Origin of the sequence: Kitasatospora sp. GAS1066B (assembly GCF_041262605.1) — a bacterium.
Taxonomy (GTDB): Bacteria; Actinomycetota; Actinomycetes; order Streptomycetales; family Streptomycetaceae; genus Kitasatospora.
Map to the genome: position 1 here is coordinate 42,856 of NZ_JBGCCO010000045.1, position 15,756 is coordinate 58,611.

General features: G+C 67.2%; 12 protein-coding genes and 3 pseudogenes. 11 read left to right on the forward strand and 4 right to left on the reverse strand.

Going from position 1 to position 15,756, the window contains the following annotated elements:
• Nucleotides 1-605: 605 nt before the first annotated feature.
• The 7 genes from ABH937_RS34300 (at nt 606) to ABH937_RS34330 (ending at nt 6,576) form a co-directional block, all read left to right on the forward strand.
• Nucleotides 606-1,820, forward strand: coding sequence for an aminotransferase class I/II-fold pyridoxal phosphate-dependent enzyme (locus ABH937_RS34300; protein ID WP_280694389.1), 1,215 nt, complete (start codon nt 606-608; stop codon nt 1,818-1,820).
• Nucleotides 1,810-2,331 (forward strand): DUF6190 family protein, encoded by a 522-nt coding sequence (locus tag ABH937_RS34305; protein ID WP_280694387.1) that lies wholly within the window; start codon nt 1,810-1,812, stop codon nt 2,329-2,331. The genes ABH937_RS34300 and ABH937_RS34305 overlap by 11 nt, the downstream gene beginning before the upstream one ends.
• A 20-nt stretch (nt 2,332-2,351) precedes the next feature.
• The gene (locus ABH937_RS34310; protein WP_280694386.1) at nt 2,352-3,179 is read left to right on the forward strand and encodes a dihydrodipicolinate synthase family protein; all 828 of its coding nucleotides are present in this window, start codon (nt 2,352-2,354) and stop codon (nt 3,177-3,179) included.
• An 805-nt stretch (nt 3,180-3,984) separates the two neighbouring features.
• Nucleotides 3,985-4,620: a hypothetical protein gene (locus tag ABH937_RS34315; RefSeq protein WP_280694385.1), complete on the forward strand. Its 636-nt coding sequence runs from the start codon at nt 3,985-3,987 to the stop codon at nt 4,618-4,620.
• A 394-nt stretch (nt 4,621-5,014) separates the two neighbouring features.
• Nucleotides 5,015-5,221, forward strand: a complete 207-nt coding sequence (locus ABH937_RS34320; RefSeq protein WP_280694383.1) for a hypothetical protein — start codon at nt 5,015-5,017, stop codon at nt 5,219-5,221.
• Nucleotides 5,222-5,309: 88 nt separating this feature from the next.
• A complete protein-coding gene (locus ABH937_RS34325; RefSeq protein WP_280694382.1) occupies nt 5,310-5,987 on the forward strand; it encodes a hypothetical protein in 678 nt (225 codons plus the stop codon).
• Between the two features lie 223 nt (nt 5,988-6,210).
• Nucleotides 6,211-6,576, forward strand: a complete 366-nt coding sequence (locus ABH937_RS34330; RefSeq protein WP_370220502.1) for a hypothetical protein — start codon at nt 6,211-6,213, stop codon at nt 6,574-6,576.
• A gap of 29 nt (nt 6,577-6,605) precedes the next feature.
• Here ABH937_RS34330 and ABH937_RS34335 read toward each other — a convergent pair whose 3' ends face one another.
• Nucleotides 6,606-7,115 carry a nucleoside 2-deoxyribosyltransferase domain-containing protein gene (locus ABH937_RS34335; RefSeq protein ID WP_370220503.1) on the reverse strand — a complete coding sequence of 170 codons (510 nt, stop codon included), beginning with the start codon at nt 7,113-7,115 and terminating at the stop codon, nt 6,606-6,608.
• Between the two features lie 681 nt (nt 7,116-7,796).
• On the opposite strand from ABH937_RS34335, the pseudogene ABH937_RS34340 reads away from it, so the two are divergent.
• The 3 genes and pseudogenes from ABH937_RS34340 to ABH937_RS34350 all read left to right on the forward strand — a co-directional run.
• Nucleotides 7,797-8,054 (forward strand): annotated as a pseudogene (locus tag ABH937_RS34340) (helix-turn-helix domain-containing protein); the annotation flags it as partial.
• 680 nt (nt 8,055-8,734) lie between these two features.
• Nucleotides 8,735-8,974, forward strand: coding sequence for a transposase (locus ABH937_RS34345; protein WP_280694411.1), 240 nt, complete (start codon nt 8,735-8,737; stop codon nt 8,972-8,974).
• 329 nt (nt 8,975-9,303) lie between these two features.
• Nucleotides 9,304-10,797: a hypothetical protein gene (locus ABH937_RS34350; RefSeq protein WP_280694379.1), complete on the forward strand. Its 1,494-nt coding sequence runs from the start codon at nt 9,304-9,306 to the stop codon at nt 10,795-10,797.
• A gap of 640 nt (nt 10,798-11,437) precedes the next feature.
• Here ABH937_RS34350 and ABH937_RS34355 read toward each other — a convergent pair.
• Both ABH937_RS34355 and ABH937_RS34360 read right to left on the reverse strand, forming a co-directional pair.
• On the reverse strand, nt 11,438-12,382 hold the full coding sequence (locus ABH937_RS34355) for an IS4 family transposase (RefSeq protein WP_280694378.1): 945 nt from the start codon (nt 12,380-12,382) through the stop codon (nt 11,438-11,440).
• Nucleotides 12,383-12,418: 36 nt separating this feature from the next.
• Nucleotides 12,419-12,649: a transposase domain-containing protein gene (locus ABH937_RS34360; RefSeq protein ID WP_280694377.1), complete on the reverse strand. Its 231-nt coding sequence runs from the start codon at nt 12,647-12,649 to the stop codon at nt 12,419-12,421.
• 2,407 nt (nt 12,650-15,056) lie between these two features.
• Between ABH937_RS34360 and ABH937_RS34365 the strand changes: the two are divergent.
• Nucleotides 15,057-15,385, forward strand: a pseudogene (locus ABH937_RS34365) (ISAzo13 family transposase); the annotation flags it as partial.
• An 87-nt stretch (nt 15,386-15,472) separates the two neighbouring features.
• Here ABH937_RS34365 and ABH937_RS34370 read toward each other — a convergent pair.
• Nucleotides 15,473-15,756 (reverse strand): annotated as a pseudogene (locus ABH937_RS34370) (hypothetical protein); the annotation flags it as partial.

Consider the following 15,756-nt stretch of genomic DNA (forward strand, 5'->3'; position numbering starts at 1 on the left):
GCAAAGGAAGACGCGAGGCGTGGTTCAGCACCGTCTCTGCTCGACGCAGCTCCCTCAGAGTTCACTACCGACCGGGTGCGCACTGCGGTGCGGCAAGTCGGCCCCGCGGCTCCCACCGTCGAATACAGGAAGCAGCTGGCCGACTCGGTCGCCTGCGGTGTGGCAGCACTGGCCAGCACCGACGGCGGCCTCTTGTTCATCGGCGTCACGGACAAGATCCGCGAGGTCAGGGGCCTCAGGGAGAGGACTATCGATGCGGTCGTCGACCATTGCTACGCCAAGATCGAACCCCCGTGGGTGGCGCGGTATCTCCCAATCCCGCTGGGCCGCTGCCCGATTGGTGGAGACAGACAGAAAACCCGGCCCGGCCCAAGCAGAAACGGCCTACCGGCCAAGCCAACGGCAGTCGTGCGAGATCGAGGCTAAGTAGCCCCAGAAGCATTCCGCCCGATGTGGCCCGCTCTGATGCCTGGCAGTGTATCCCTCGGCTTAGGCGCTTCGATCCACTTTCCGCGCCATGTCGCCGGATCTCCTGTGAGAGGAGCATTGGCTGGCGTATGCAAGATCTGGTAGTCCACCCGCCCGCGGGTGGCTTGGAGACCGTGATGAACCCGCTTCAGAGCCAGCCCCGCTCCCACCCGCCCGTCACCGAGGCCGCCAGCGCGGCCACGGCGCTGCCTGATCTGACGCAGCATGAGATCGAGGCGCTGCGTACCCGGTACAATCTTGCCGACGCGCATACCCACCAGAGGCAGTCGGATCGCCAGCGCGGCATCATCGCGGACTTGCCCAAGCTGTGGTATGAGGCCGAGCGTGGGCTGCAGGCCACCTCCGAGCAGCGCTTCACCGAGGCCTTCTTCCGCCTGCAGCGCCAGCCCACCGCGCTGGCCCGCAACAAGACCATGCTCTCCTACGCCGCCTCGATCTCCACGATGGTGGTCGGCATGTTCCTCAAGCAGCGCCACATGGCCGTCACGCTGATCGAGCCGTGCTTCGACAACCTGTACGACGTGCTCGCCAACCTCGACGTGGCCGCCTACCCGATCGACGAGTCGGCGCTGCACGCTGCGGATCGGATCTACCAGGAGCTCGAGCGGCGGGTGCGCACCGATGCGCTCTTCCTGGTCGACCCCAACAACCCCACCGGCTTCACCCTGCTGAGGCACGGTCGGCGCGGCTTCGAGGAGGTGGTCCGCTTCTGCAAGGACCAGCAGAAGGTGCTGGTCCTCGACTTCTGCTTCGCCTCGTTCACGCTGTTCGACTCTGCGGTCACCCGCTTCGATGTCTACGAGTTGCTGGAGAACTCGGGGGTGACCTATCTGGCGATCGAGGACACGGGGAAGACCTGGCCGGTCCAGGACGCCAAGTGCGCGATGATCACCACCAGCGACGACATTCGTGAGGCTGTCCATAACCTGCACACCAGTGTGCTGCTCAACGTCTCGCCGTTCACGTTGAACGTGCTGACGCGCTACCTGCGGGACGCCGCCGAGGAGCAGCTCGCCAGCGTCCGCGATGTGTTGGACGGCAACCGGGATCTGATCCGGGAGGCCTTGGATGGCACCGTCTTGGAGTGCCAGGAGCCGGTGGCCAAGGTCAGCGTGGCCTGGGCGAGGATCAACCACCCGCTCGTGAAGGCGTTGGACGTCCAGCGCCTGCTCTACGCGCGGGGCGTCTACGTTTTGCCGGGGCGGTACTTCTACTGGAGCGAGCCGAGCAAGGGCGACGCGTACGTGCGCTTCGCGCTGGCCCGTGACCCGCAGATGTTCGCCGACGCGGTGGCTATCATCCGGAAGGTGCTGAACCGTCATGCCTTTTGACATCAAGACCGGCCAAGGGGTGGAGTACGTCGACGCGACGCTCTTCATGGGCATGAACAGCACCGATGAGTACACCCGGGCGGTGTGCAGGACCTTCTTCGCCACCCGGCTCGGCGGGCGGGTGATGATGAGCTTGGAGCAGGTGGGCCGCTGCGACGACCTGGTCTGGCAGTTCCCGCGCGAGGTGCAGGACGCCTACTACCCGTTCATGGACTACCTGCACACCGTCATGGCGATCGTCCGGCTCGGCTATGAGCAGGACGATCTGCGCAGTGCCCCTGAGGCCGCCAGGTATCCCCGCCTCGCCACCCACGAACGGTTATTGCTGGGCATGGTGATCCACCGCGGCGGCCTGCTGCGCTCGGTCAGCGCGCGCCTGACCGGACGCTCGAGGCAGCCGGACCTGCCGGTGGCAGCACCCGACCCGGGCCCCGAACTGGCCTTCCCGCAACCGCTGGAGGAGCTCTACCAGCGATCGCTTGCGCTGCGGATCGCGACCGCCGAGCTGTGAGCGGCCGGCAGGAGGTGAATATGTTCCAAGGAGTGACGGTGGCCCTGGTAACGCCGTTGACCTCCAGCGCGCAGGTGGCTGAGCAGGACGTGGAGCGCCTGGTGCGCTCGGTGCGCGATCATGTGACCGCGCTGCTGGTGACGCTGAGCACCGGCGAGGGCTGGGCCCTGACGGATGATCAGTGGCGCACGATGCTGGCCACGACCATCCAGCATGCGGCCGGACGCCTTGTGCTGGCAGGCGTTCAGCGGCCCACCACCGATCAGGTCGTCGAACGGGCCATCGAGGCCAGGAGGCTGGGAGCGGCCGCGGTGGTAGCCACCAGCCCCTACGGGCCGCAGGTCAGCCAGGAGGAGATCTACCAGCACTACGCCGCGATCGCGGCCCAGTCGGGCCTTGCGGTGATCGTGTACAACGAGAGCGTGCACAGCGGCAACGCCACCGAGTTGGCGACCCTGCTGCGGATCTGCCGGCTGCCGGGTGTGGCGGCGGTCAAGGAATCCAGCGGCTGCCCTCAGGCGATCAAGCGGCTGATCGCCGCTGATCCGGGCGTACCGGTGTACCAGGGCAGGGAGCGGCTGCTGCTGGAGGCCGGCTCCCCGGATGGCAAGGCAGTGGCGCTGGCCAACGTCGAACCCGCCTTCTGCGCCGAGCTGTTCAGGAACCCGGCACCAGCCAGGGCCGCGGAGCTGGCCGCCTACTGCGAGCGCTACGAGCTGGATCGGGAAGACTGGTACCGGCCGCTCAAGAGTGAGCTGATGCGACGCGGCGTGCTGAGTTGCGACCTGACCGTCGCCGACCTCGCGCAGGCCGGCCCAGCGGCAGCCGAGGGTGGTAGGGCCGCGTGAGCAGGCAACTGGCCGGGTGTTTTCAAGGTGTTCAGCGGCTGGATCGGCGCGGTGACGATCGCCAGCCATCGCGCATCGCTGGGGGCCGGGCTGGTCCATCGGCTTCGGATCGTAGGGAAGCTCACCGCGATCGGCTCGCCGGCCGCTGTCGCGTTCGCCGCCGACGTGGAGTGGGGCGCCACCGAGCTGCTGATGGTTCGTCCGCTCGCGCGCAACCTGCTGCTGGCTCGGCGCAGGGCCATACTCGCGCTCGCCTCGGTACTGCTCCATGCTGCGGCGAGGCTGACGGTGGCGGTTGGTGTGGCCCTGCCACCGCGGTTGCCTCGGATGGTGCTGCTGAGCGGGGTGTTCGCGGCCGGCCCGCTGGGCCACGGCTTCGCGTGGAGGACAAGGGGGCCGGCGCTGGTGGTCTGGGCGGTCGGGCGTCGCCGGCCCCCGGTGGCCGCCGCGGTGATCGGGCTCGCCACGGTGGGACGCGCGGTGACCTTCGTGGCGCTCGACTGGCCCGAGGTGGCGCCGCTGGGCTACCTGGGCCCGTTCCACCACGACGCGCCCAGCGAGGCGCCGGCCCAACGCCAGCATCGCGTGGGGATCCCCCGGGGTGCTCGCGGCCACCAAGGTGGCCGGTATCGGGGCGGCCTTCGCGCCGCTGGGCCGCCGGGGCCTGGTCCCTTGACACGCTCGGCTTCGCCCGACCGGGTCGCGGGCCCATGCCTGGGCTCGTCGGCCCTGCGGGTCAGCAGATCGCGCAGCGACAACTGGCAGTCATGCCCTGAAAGACCCTGCGGCAACGAGGAGGCCCGCCATGTTCGCCATATCCGCCTCGCACCGGCACACCGCGGTCCGCACGTGCCTGGTGCGCCAGCTGCGGCGCGCCCTCGGGCAGGACCCTAATCCGCTCTGTCGCCCGGTCGACCGGGCCCGCAGCCAGCTGCTGGTCGCAGCCGCGCTGGCCCTGGCGCTAGCCGCGCCCCTCGCCACGCTGCTCGCGCTGGCATTGCTGAGCAGCATGCGGGCACAGAACCACCAGATCGCCGCGCACCGCCATCAGGTGACCGCGATCACGCTGGCGGTGGCGAGTAACGGCTTAGGGCTCGACACCGCCTCGGCGCGTGCGTCCTGGGACTATCCGCAGGCAGAGCATCGGAGCGGGACGGTCTCGGTGGCCGCCAAGACGGCGCCGGGCAGCAGCGTCCCACTCTGGGTCGACGACAGCGGCAATCCCGCCGCGCCACCGCCGCTGGACAGCCAGCTGGCGGTAGCCGCGGGACTGTGTGGGCTGGGCGTCTTCCTCGCCACCGGGACGGTTGTCTGGACGACCTACGTCGTGCATCGTCACACCCTTACACAGCAGGCAGAGCAAGCCTGGGAGCCGGCTTGGGAACAGATCGAACCGCTGTGGTCCGGGCGCAGCTGGCGACCGGAGGACGGCGAGCGCTGACAGTGACGCAACGGGCACGCGGGCGGGCGCCCAGTCGTAGAGACACTCGCCCGTGCGGTGACCACCCCCGCACCCCAGAGCCACCGGGTGGACCGGTCCACGACTGGACCCACCCGGCACCACACACCATGCGCGACGCCCAGGCGAGGCCGCGCACCCTCCCCGACCAGCCCCAGGGGCTTCACCCCCCACCAGGCCTCGGCCAGCGTCTGGAGGCACGCGCCCACACGGGCCGCCCACCCCTGCCCCGCGCAGCCCGCCGGAACCAGAGCGCGAACACGATCAGCCCACCCTCCCCCAGCCTTCGGCCGGGGACCCCATCCCCTGGCCACCGGCCGCGCGGGGCAGCACTCGGCGCCGGATTCCACCTCCACGCCCACGCCACCCCACCCCGATGGGGCGCATCGAGATGCCCGCAGACGTGGCGGCTGCGCTGCGGGCCTTCGCCGACGGCCACTTCGAGCTGCTCAGCAACCTGGGCGGCCTCGACCGGATCGTGGCGGTGTCGCTGGCGACCGCGGCCGCCGAGCGGGCCGGCTCGTCGTCTCCGGAGGCGGTCCTGGAGAAGCTGGACCGCCTCCGTCGGGAGTTCAGCACCTGAACTCGTTAGTGGTAAAAAACTTGACTGGTAAAGATTTTGATCAGTAGGGTCGTGTGTGCGGGTTCACCCCAACACGAAAGGGACGACGATGGCTGACGAGATCCTGGAGATCGCCTTCACCCGGCGCTCACTGCGGGCACTGGACACGCTGGTCGGGCGGCTGCGCGCCGCGGGACTGGACTGGATCGAAGTGCACGATGTCGCCGGCCACGTGGCCGCTGTGACGGAATGGCAGGGGCGTCCCGGGGACCTGCATGACCTCTGCGCGCGCACCGGCTGGCCGCTGCCCACGCCATCGGGACCAGACCACACCACACCCGCCGCGATGGCCGTGACGCAGGCCAAGCGACGGTTGGAGAAGGCGATGCTCTTGGACAACCGCGCGGGCGCCAGCGCGAATGAGGTCGCAGAGCGCGCCGGCAACGTGTACAGCCGTCCCATCGCCCTGGACATCCTGGCCGGGGAGCGCCTGCTCGACCAGGCGGTCACCGCCCTGGCGCCGTGGTTCGGCAGGGAGGTACCGCTGCACATCCACCCTGGCCCCGCCCGCAGCAGGCGGACCCTGGAACTCACTGCCACCTGGGAGGGCGAGGCCCCAGCCATCCGCCGCGAACAGCTCAAGGGTGTTGATGAAGCGCTCGCCGTCGCAGGTCTGGGTATGCGCGACGCGCAGACGAAGACCAGCTGCGACAGTGCGGCTCTCCTCCTCGGTGACCACGCCGTGGTCGAGCTCTACCCCGTGGAGGACAAGCCGCGGGCAGCCTGACCATCGGATCGCAGTGACGCGCTGCCGCTCGGCGCCGACGCCCACGGCGAGCCCTGCGCCCTTCGGCGCCTGCGCCCGACAAGACGCAGACACGAAGGGATCACCCATGACGCTGAGGCCGTGGGAAGAGATCAGCGAGCACAGCCGGTGGACTCTGGCCGAGTACCCCGGGATTCGACTCCAGCGAATCATGTACGGAGGTTACGAAGGAGAGATGGGTGCGGTGCCCGCCGACGCATTCGCCCTCGACTGCGCGGCCTCTGACGTGCGGTTGGAGGCTCTACGGGCCGCTGATCGGGACGACGCGGGCGTTGTGTTCGCTGACCTGTCGTTCGGGGCGGTCGTCGCCCCCGGCACCTCCGCAGATCGTCGGGCTCGCGCCGAGTACTACCTGTGCGATGCCCTGATCGAGTACGCGAACCGCCATGACGTGGGCTACTGGGCACCAGCCATCGACCCGTCGTTCCCGGGTCGCTACCGACCAGAGGAGACGGGCCCGGCTCCGGTCGACTCCTTCACCGCAGCAATCATCGCGCGCGGGGTGGAGCTGGGCGAACGGATGGACCACCGGACGGATGAGGGTTCCTGAGCAAACCTCGAATGTTCCTCGACCCCGGGCTACTTCCGTGCGGGGTCCGCCTGGGCGCCCTGCCCACCCGTCAGCTCCACCACACGGTCGAGGACGTCGTCCAGTGCGGCGTACACCAGTGTGCCCGGCCGGGCCAGCTGCACCTGCTGGACGTCCAGGCGCCGCGGGTAGCCCGGGTGCGCGCCGACGACCAGTGCCCGGCCTTCACCCAGGGCGGCGCCCAGCTCCAGCAGCGCGATCGGTTGCACGCTCTCGACGGCGAACCACAGCAGCGTGAGCACGCCAGGCAGGTGCAGGTGGCGGTGCTCCCACGCGATCTGGGCCGGGGCGCCGGTCGGGTCGTCGATAGCGAAGCCGACTGCGCGGCGGGGGTTCAGCACCACCAAGCCGGCCCTGAGCAGCCGGCGAGCCGCGGCCTCCTGCCAGTTCGGGCAGCCGGTGATCCCACCGCCGAGGAAGACGGCGGTCGGGTCGCCGGCGGTCGGGCGGTACTCGTGCGGGGCCTCGAAGTACCGGCTCGTCAGGTGAAGTGTCGTCATGGCTGGAGCCTGCTCGGCGGCGGCCGGGGCAACGCCTGTTCGCGGTTGGGCCGTCCCAAGACCCACCGCGGTGAGCGGTCGGCGTTCCCGCAGGTGAGGGTGGTGGCGCTGGCGCAGTGCGGCACCCACGCGATCACTCACGCGACCCTGGGCCCGTTCACCACCGCGGGGTCCGTGCTCGCGCGGGAGCTGTTTCGACAGACGCGCCACCTCCGCCTGCCGCACACCCTGTTCGAACAGACCGGCGGCCCTCAGCCGCCGCCTCACGCTCCGCCGCCCCCAAGGGACGCCCCGTGACTGCGTGGATTTTTATTGAAGGAATCGATCTGTTCCTTGATCTTCGCCAGTTCCGACCCGCTGTCGCCCTTCTTACCGCCTCGGCGCACCCGCTGTCGCGGGCCCGGACTGGGGGCACGGCCGCGTCTCCTCCAGCCATCGCGACTCACCCCCTCGCCTGCCTCGAGTCGCGTCCCTTGGCGTGGTGTAGCCGATCAAGCCGGTAGAAGCGCAGTTCAGGACCGGAATCCGGCTTCCGCGGAGCATACGGAAGGCTGACGGTACATCAGCCTGCGAGCTTCGGTCGCAGAACACGACTCGACTCGCCGGCGGCTGGGCGGTCGTGAAGATCTCAAGCAAGATCGGCTACACCACCAGGCGGGACACCATCCGGGCATATCGGACATGCAGAAGCGCGAGTTGTGGGACCGCTGGAAGGCCGGTGAGTCGATTCGCGAGATCTCGCGGGCGCTGGGCCGGCCGCCGGGCTCGATCTTCACGATCATCAAGTCCAACGGCGGCTACATTCCACCGGTCCGGCAGCGCAGGGACGGCCAACTGACGCTTGCCGAACGGGAGTCGATCTCGCGAGGTCTGGCCCGAGGCGACTCGATGCGCGAGATCGCCCGCTGCCTGGGTCGAGCCGTCTCGACCGTCAGCCGGGAGATCGCCCGTGACAAGGGCCCCGCCCGCTACCGCGCTGTGGACGCCGAGGACCGCACCTGGGACCGCGCCCGACGCCGGCAGCCGTGCCTGCTCGCCACGAACACACAGCTTCGGGACTTCGTGACTGCCAGGCTCGCCGAAGACTGGTCACCAGAGCAGATCTCCCCAAGATCCTGGTGCGGGTCGACGGCCGGGGCCACCCACGAGCTCATCAAGAACATCGAGGCGTTGAACACCGCCCGGCGCACGGTGCGCTACCTGGTTGGCTCGACCATCACCGACCAGGATGAGACGGCGATCGCCAAACTCCCCGAGCGGATGTGGGAGGCTGCCCTACGCCAAGATGGCGAGATCCAGGAGGGCTACGGGATCGCGGAGCTGACCGGCCTGAACACTCGCACGGGTTGGCCGGCGGGGATGCGACTGCTGGTCCGCCGGGTCAAACCGTCGGGGCGGCACGCGAAGAAGCTCACCACCTACGAGGCCCGCACCGGCTTCAAGTACTCGATCGTCGCCACGAACATCGGGCACATGTGGGACATCGCCGGCTCCCACCAGCCCCAGTTCCTCGACGCGCTCGCCCGCTCGCACGCCATGGTCGAGGCCCGCCTCCGGGTCGGCAAGGCGACGGGGCTGCGGAACCTTCCAGCAAGAAGTGGCAGGTCAACGCGGCCTGGATGCTCACCGCGAACCTCGGCCACGACCTGGACTGCTGGGTCCGCCTCCTCGCCCTGCACGACCAAGAAGACCTCGCCGGCGCCGAGCCGGACACCATACGCCACCGCCTCTACAGCGTCCCGGCCCACCTCAACCGCCATACCCGCCGCCGCTGGCTCCGCATCGACCGCACCTGGCCCTGGGCCGAAGCCTTCACCCTGGCCTGGCAACGCCCCACCAAGCTCCCGGCCGCACCCTGACAGCCGGTCACCACCCCGACGAACCAGAAAGAAAAGCAGACCCGGGCCCGTGGAACCCGGCGCACCCACAGCGTCACGCGACGGCCTACCTCACCGGCACCCAGGACAAACCGGGCACCCAGCCAAGACGGTCACCACCGACCGGACACTGAAGGATCGAGGCTGAAGGGCCAGCCCCGCATGCTCTGGCCGCGTGCAATTGACCAACAGCTCCCAGGGGTCGTTGCTACTACGTATGACGCTACGATCATAAGGGGATACGAGGATGTTCGATTGCTATCCTACGAGAGGGGCCATTTCACCGCGACCGGGAGGCCATGATGGGATCCATGGACGATGAAGATTTCCTCAAGGCACTCGCAAATTTCACCACCCAGCGCGTGGCTTATTATTCACAAGAGCAACCGGGAGTTACACAGCCGGGAACCACTGAAAAGAGTTCACTGGTACTCTCCGCGGATAACTACAGCAAGCTGATCACAGATGTTCACGAGGAATGCATTAGAAAGCTGCAGCTCGATGGATACCCGGGCCCGCCTCTGCGGTTCTCTGATCCCGAAGCGGTGAATTCGATTGGAATGGACTTAGGGTCTTTTAGCGCAGTGAAGAATGAAATGTCTGTCCTGGGAGCTCCCGGTGGGAACTATGCCACCGCAGCGCTCGAGGGTGCAGCAACGGTGGTCCACGAGTTGGCACACTACGAGTTCGACATGAAGTCGATGGAGTACCTTATCCATACCCATCCGAGGGAGGGTGATCAGAAAATTCGGGAGCAAATGGGCTACTCGCGCAATAGGCTGCCCCATGCTGACATGGTCACGGCGGCGAGAGGGCGGGTAGAGGCTGGACTGACCACTCCTCAGGACCTGATACTGGGAAAGAGGTACTACGAAACCGGATTCGGGCGCGGGAAGAAGGTTTTCGCGAAACTCCCGGACACGTTTCCCTCGCCACACGATCGCACGGCAAAGAAACTCTACGCAGAAGATCCCATATTGCGTAACTACGGCAGAAAGGGGAACAGCGGCTCGGAACTGGCGAAGATCAAGAAACAGATCGACTCCTTCAATGAAAATCCACTGGATGACCTGCACCGACCAGGGAGGCATGAAAAGCCGAGACTTGCGGGGATGAGCAAGGAACAGAAGGAAATCGTGGGTAAGGAGTTCAAAAATGCCGTGAAGGCCTCTGTCGAGTTGGACGGGAAGATACCCGGGACGCAGGAGCACCGAGACGCCGAGGTCGCTTTTGTGAACTCCTACAGTGGCTACCTCCAATCCGCACGCCTGGCCAGGGTGGTTAATTTTGAAAATAGTTTCGCGGGATACGTGGCAGACATTCCGACGGAGAACTACGCCCACACGGTCGAGACGAAGTTCCTGCACCACATGGGGATGCCTCGCGTCGAAATCGGAGCGGCGGGCGCGGAACCAGTCGTCTGGAGGCCCGACCGGAGCGACGCATTGGCGCCCAGCCCAGAGATTGTGGCCGGGCATGCCGAGGCAGTCAGATCGAGATCACGGAACAAGTCAACCGTGCAGAACGTCGTCGACCGGCTCAGGGAGATAGGCGCCCAATCGCGCTACGAGACCGCAAAACCTGCGCGAGAGAAAATGGCCCCCCAGCTCACAGCCGCGATCCAGGAAGCAGCCAGCTTGGGGGCGTTGTCAACGACGGAGCGTGCCGCGCTGCTACGAGAGCGCGCCGCACGGATCGGCACGGCAAGGGGCGATCTCACACAGCAGGGCGAGTCCTCGCGCAGTGCCGTGTGGCAGCACCCTTCTTCCACGAAGGATTCTCCGGCACACTCACCGAGACTGTGACCGCAACGCTGCGGGGCGGGCCGATCGACTTCGAAGGAACCGTTGACCTCGATTCGTCAGCTGTCCGTGCGTGGTGAGCGTCTCGCTGGTTTGCCCATACATGCAACGCCTGAGCGCCTTACCGTAACGTGCGCTCAGGGAATTCGGCTCTACTTCGGCTGGGTCGAATGGGCGCAAAGCGGCGAGCGTTGGGCCACCACGGCGGACCAGAACCTCAGTCCACCTCCATATCGCGGCGTCCAGCTCGCACCCGCGCAAGAGCTCCCAACCCCACGGCCCACCCCGTTGTCCCGCTCTCGTGGACAGATCCTCCAGCATCCGTGACATGCGCGCCAGTATGTGCCGGTGCGGCCTGCGATTGCGACCGCCTTTCGAGGATTCCCCGCCTCGTGCGGCCAGCGACTGCGCATAGGGTCGTCAGTTCAGCGTCAGCCTCAATACAGTGACTTAGTAGTCCCAGGATTGCCTGACCGTGACGGGTGGGTTGATCGAGGCGGTCTTGTGGTGCGGCGCAATGGTGACCTGCTTCGATCGGGTCTCAGGTGGGCTGTGGCCCGTTTGACGACGCGGGCGTTGGAGCGTCTGCGCCGGGTGGGCAGGAGGTGGCGGGCCACCTCCTGCCCACCGGCGAGGGCTGCGGTCAGGCGGTCAGGGGAAAAGGCCACCCGCGCGGTGACGTGGCGTCGCGCGAGGCGCAGGGTGCGGGTGAAGGAGAGCCGGTCAGGGTTCTCGCCGATGTCCTGGGCGCGGCGGTGTGCATGAGCGAGCGGATCGCGTGGTGGACGAGCAAGTGGCCCCAGACCTCCTGCTCGACACCTTCGGGCGAGCGGGAGCGCAGAACCTGAGCGGGGCCGCGCTGGTGGGTCTTCAGCTCGTCCAGCACGGTCTCGATCTCCCACCGCTCGTTGTAGCGGGCCGCCAACTCCATCGCGGGCGCGGACTCGTGGTCGAGGATGGTGGTGATCAGCCGGTAGCGGGTGGTGTACTGCGGGCGGCCGGGGTCGTCCAGGGTGTACTCGATGACCCGCGCGACGACCGCGTCCGCGCGCTTGCGGTCCCCGGCGGCGGCGATGTCGGACAGGTAGGAGCCGCCAGGAGGCTCGCGCCACACGGGCAGGACCGCAGTGGACTTGATACGCCACAGAAGGTCCGCTCCGCTCGCCGCAGCGGCCCGCCACCGCTCCAGGCCGGCGAAGCCACGCTCGGCCATCAGCAGATCTTCAGGCCCCAGAACGTCGAACAGCTCCCGCGCGAGCACGGACTCGGCGGTGCTGAACGGGCCCAGGGTCGCGTGAGTGATCGCGTGGGTGCCGCACTCCGCCAACGCCACCACCCTCACCCGCGAGAACGCCGACCACTCACCGCGGTGGGTCTTGGGACGGCCCAACCGCGCGTCGTTCTCCTCACTGTCCGGCACATCGAACGTCGTCCCGTCAATGACCATTGAACGCCAACGCCCATACCATGCACCAGCGGTAGCCCCGGTCGCCACAGGGCCGGCCGCCTGCTCGAACAACGCCTTGAGGACCTCGGGCCCGAGCTTGACCCGGGCCCGGGAGATCGCCGCGATGGTGGAACCTGCCACGACCCCGACCAGTGCCTCGCCCTGCCAGCCCCTCGGTCAGCGGCCGCGCGACCTCCTCCTACCCCTGCCCGGAGAACAGGCACATCGCCAGCACGAAATAGACCACCCCCGTGGCGGCAGCAGCCGCTGGCGCCGCCCGGTCCGGCCGCACTCCTCCACGATCCGGTCCACCAGCTCTGGCGGGAACGCGTGCGTCAGCAGACCGATCGCTATCCGGTCCGACAATCGCTCGTCCGTCGACGGCTTGACCTGCCCAGAGCGTGGCATCCAGGCACCTCCTGGACAGGCAACCTACCAGCAACGATCCTTAAGTCACTGGCATTGAGGCTAGGGCCCCTTAATATGACGCCCTCCATTTTTATTCGCCCGCTCCTGTGTTGCCGCATTATTTGCTGCCGCTCTCTCTTTTGTACTGGTAGGACCATGAGCCCCTTTCGGCGAGTCCGTGACACCCAACCCGACGGACTTGCCTAGGCGGCCCAACGCGGAGGTGAGGCGGTCCCACTTGCTGACACCTTCACCCTTGGCTTCGGTGTGCCATGACGCGGCCTTAGTCACTGCCGTACCCGCCGGTCCAATGCCCGGCCCATTCCTTGAGGGCTCAATGGGCGCAAAGCCATCGCGAGCGCTAGAGTCAAGAAGGCGATAAATTTCCTTCTCCGTAGTCTCTGGATTTGTGGCCCCTACCCTTTCGAAAATCTTTCGCGCCCCTTTGATCGCGTTTCCGTACAGAGCCTCTCTGTAAGCCTCCTAGTGAGCCTCCTCGCCAACATGCGCATAGCCGTGCCCAATTCCACCCTTTGCTCGCGCGTCGAGACTCTTTAGTTCCTTCATATCGGCTTCGCTGAATTCATGCACCTCCCCAGTGAGCTTCTGCTTGACGATATTAGAATCGAGTTTACCGGCAGCTTCTCGCAGGCTGTCTAGCTGAGGGTCCGGTGGTCCACTGCTGCCAGAGGAGGGGAAGCCGGTCGACATGTCGCGCCTCTCTTCGAAGATATGTCACGCCAGGGAAAGAACCCTGCCATCTCGTCTGACGCGGCAGCCACGGGACGGTCAGCTTATTTGGGAATCAGTAGCGCCAGATAGTCATCGGAGCATCGTCAGCCGCTATTTTTGCGATGGGTTCCGATTTGTAGGCGAAGGGGTTCTATTGTGCTCATGCGCCTTCCTTGCATCTCTAGACCGTCCGCCGACGTTTTTTTCCTGCTCCCGCGCGCTCGTCATTGATAGGCGTCCGAGGGTGTTCTTGAGGGAGTCCATGGTGCTCTTAGGCGCTTCTGCTTTCTTGATTCTCCCAACGGCCTCGTAGTGAAAAGCTGCCTTCGCTGGGTCGTTCTGGGCCCACGCATCCGCTTGCCTTGCCCGGAATCGTGCCGAATTCAGGGGTCCGCCTGTTGCATTCATTTCGTCGGAGTTGGGCACTACGTCTGGGTGGTAATTATCCCTTTCGGGATTGCCGGGCCTAAGATACCTGTCTCTGGCATCTGGCATTGCAGGCCACCTCCATTCCAGCCGACGTGAAAGATGGGGTTTACTTTATCTGAAATTATGAATCTGTTCGACGGGAGCCATGCTCAAATAGGTACGTAGAGAAACTGCAGCCCCGATGCGTTAGCCAACGGTGTCCGGGCCGACGCCGTAGCGGTCCAGAAGCTTCGGAGCGCCGGGAGCGATCGCGATAGCGCCGGCCCTCTACTCCTCCCGGCCCCTCACCACACAGCAGGGCGCACTCCGCGTGGACAGTCTTGCCGAACGCCTGCGCGGTGGCACCCCAGTGCCCGCCGGTGAGCTGGTGGACCAGGGCCAGGCCTCGGCCCGGCTCGGCACCGGAGCCCACCTCGATCAGGCACGGCAAGCTCCGGTAGCCGTCACGGACGCTGATGCGCACACACCGGTCGGTGAGGTGCTCGATCGCGACCGTCATACGCCACCCGCAACCGGTCTTGACCGCGTTGCCAGCCAGCTCACTGGCGAGAAGTTCGCCGGCCTCGACCAGGTCGGGCAGCTGCCACTCGCGCAGTGCGCCGCGCACCAGGCGGCGGGCCGCGCCGACGGACTGAGGCTCGTAGGGCAGGTGGGCGGTGGCGGGGCTGTGCGTGCCCTGTCCGGCTGTGCCGCCCAGGGCTGGCCTGGTGGTGGCCGCAGGTCGCCGCCGGTCGACGGCCGGGGCCGGGAGGCGGGGCACGAGCTGAGCGGCCATCAGCAAACGCCTGAGGGTCGGTAGTCCCGACGTAATCGGCCGCCGCAGGCCGGGCAGAGCACCTCGGGCGCACCCGCGTAGGCAACGACGGTCACGGTATCCCGCCGATCTCACTGTTCGCTGTCGCCAGGTCGTCCAGGTCCGGGAACAGGACTACCTCAGCATCCATGTTGTTCACGGCCACTGATCATTAGGCACGCGGCACCGTTCTGGTCGGAGACCATCGAGAGTGATCACAAATAGGAGGTATCGTTCGTGACGGGATCGGTTCTGATCTCGGGGCGGTGGTGGCTCGGCTGAGTCTGCCGTTCGACTCGGAGGCGGTCAGGGAGTTGACGATTAATAACTCCTTGCTCTGATGGGGTGGTTGGGGTCCAGGATCACGGTGTGACGGATGAGAGTGCGGCGGCGCTCGGGGAGGTGCTCGCCCGACTGCTGCCACAGTTGGATGAGCGGCAGCCGCGCCTGACATTGGGGCCGGCGGCTCGGATGCTCGGCTATGGGGATGTGCGCCGGGTCGCCCGCCTGGCAGGGGGTGGCGCAGTCCACCGTGGCGCTCGGGAGCTGGACGCGGACCAGGAGCCCGCCGACCGGGTCCGGGCGGCGGGCGCAAGCCGCTGCGTGAGAGCGATCCGGGCCTGGTGACGGCGCTGCTGGCGCTGGTCGAGCCGGATCAGCGTGGGGATCCGCAGTCGCCCTTGCGCTGGACGGTGAAGTCCACCCGGAACCTGACGGCCGAGCCGACTCGTCAGGGCCACCGGGTCGGCCCGGACACGGTCGCCGCACTGCTGACGGCCGAGCGCGGTCGGGCCGTTGCCCGATGCCGATGACCCGCAGCAGCTCCGCCGCTCGCAAGCCTCGGTGCCCGCCGCGGCGAGCACCAGCAGCTACTGGCCCTGGTCGGGCGTGACCAGGCTCTCGCCGTCCATCAGCAGGCCGCCGACCCGTGGACGCGGCAGGATCTTGCGCTCGACGCGCCGCAGCGCCACCTCGTGCTCGGCCCAGCTCCGGCGGAAGTCGGCGCTCACGGCCTGCAGCCGGTCGACGAGTGCGGTGACCGGGCAGTCGCCGGTCCGGCCGCGAAGGCCCACCCGCAGCACCCGCTCGCCGACCACCGCGGTGAGCCGCGCCCCCTGCCTCGACGCATCGATCACCCGAAAGCACGACGTCC

Coding starts and splice junctions, on each gene's coding strand:
- ABH937_RS34300 (WP_280694389.1), top strand. CDS start 606: ATGAACCCGCTTCAGAGCCAGCCCCGCTCCCACCCGCCCGTCACCGAG.
- ABH937_RS34305 (WP_280694387.1), top strand. CDS start 1,810: ATGCCTTTTGACATCAAGACCGGCCAAGGGGTGGAGTACGTCGACGCG.
- ABH937_RS34310 (WP_280694386.1), top strand. CDS start 2,352: ATGTTCCAAGGAGTGACGGTGGCCCTGGTAACGCCGTTGACCTCCAGC.
- ABH937_RS34315 (WP_280694385.1), top strand. CDS start 3,985: ATGTTCGCCATATCCGCCTCGCACCGGCACACCGCGGTCCGCACGTGC.
- ABH937_RS34320 (WP_280694383.1), top strand. CDS start 5,015: ATGGGGCGCATCGAGATGCCCGCAGACGTGGCGGCTGCGCTGCGGGCC.
- ABH937_RS34325 (WP_280694382.1), top strand. CDS start 5,310: ATGGCTGACGAGATCCTGGAGATCGCCTTCACCCGGCGCTCACTGCGG.
- ABH937_RS34335 (WP_370220503.1), bottom strand. CDS start 7,115: ATGACGACACTTCACCTGACGAGCCGGTACTTCGAGGCCCCGCACGAG.
- ABH937_RS34345 (WP_280694411.1), top strand. CDS start 8,735: ATGCTCACCGCGAACCTCGGCCACGACCTGGACTGCTGGGTCCGCCTC.
- ABH937_RS34350 (WP_280694379.1), top strand. CDS start 9,304: ATGGACGATGAAGATTTCCTCAAGGCACTCGCAAATTTCACCACCCAG.
- ABH937_RS34360 (WP_280694377.1), bottom strand. CDS start 12,649: ATGCCACGCTCTGGGCAGGTCAAGCCGTCGACGGACGAGCGATTGTCG.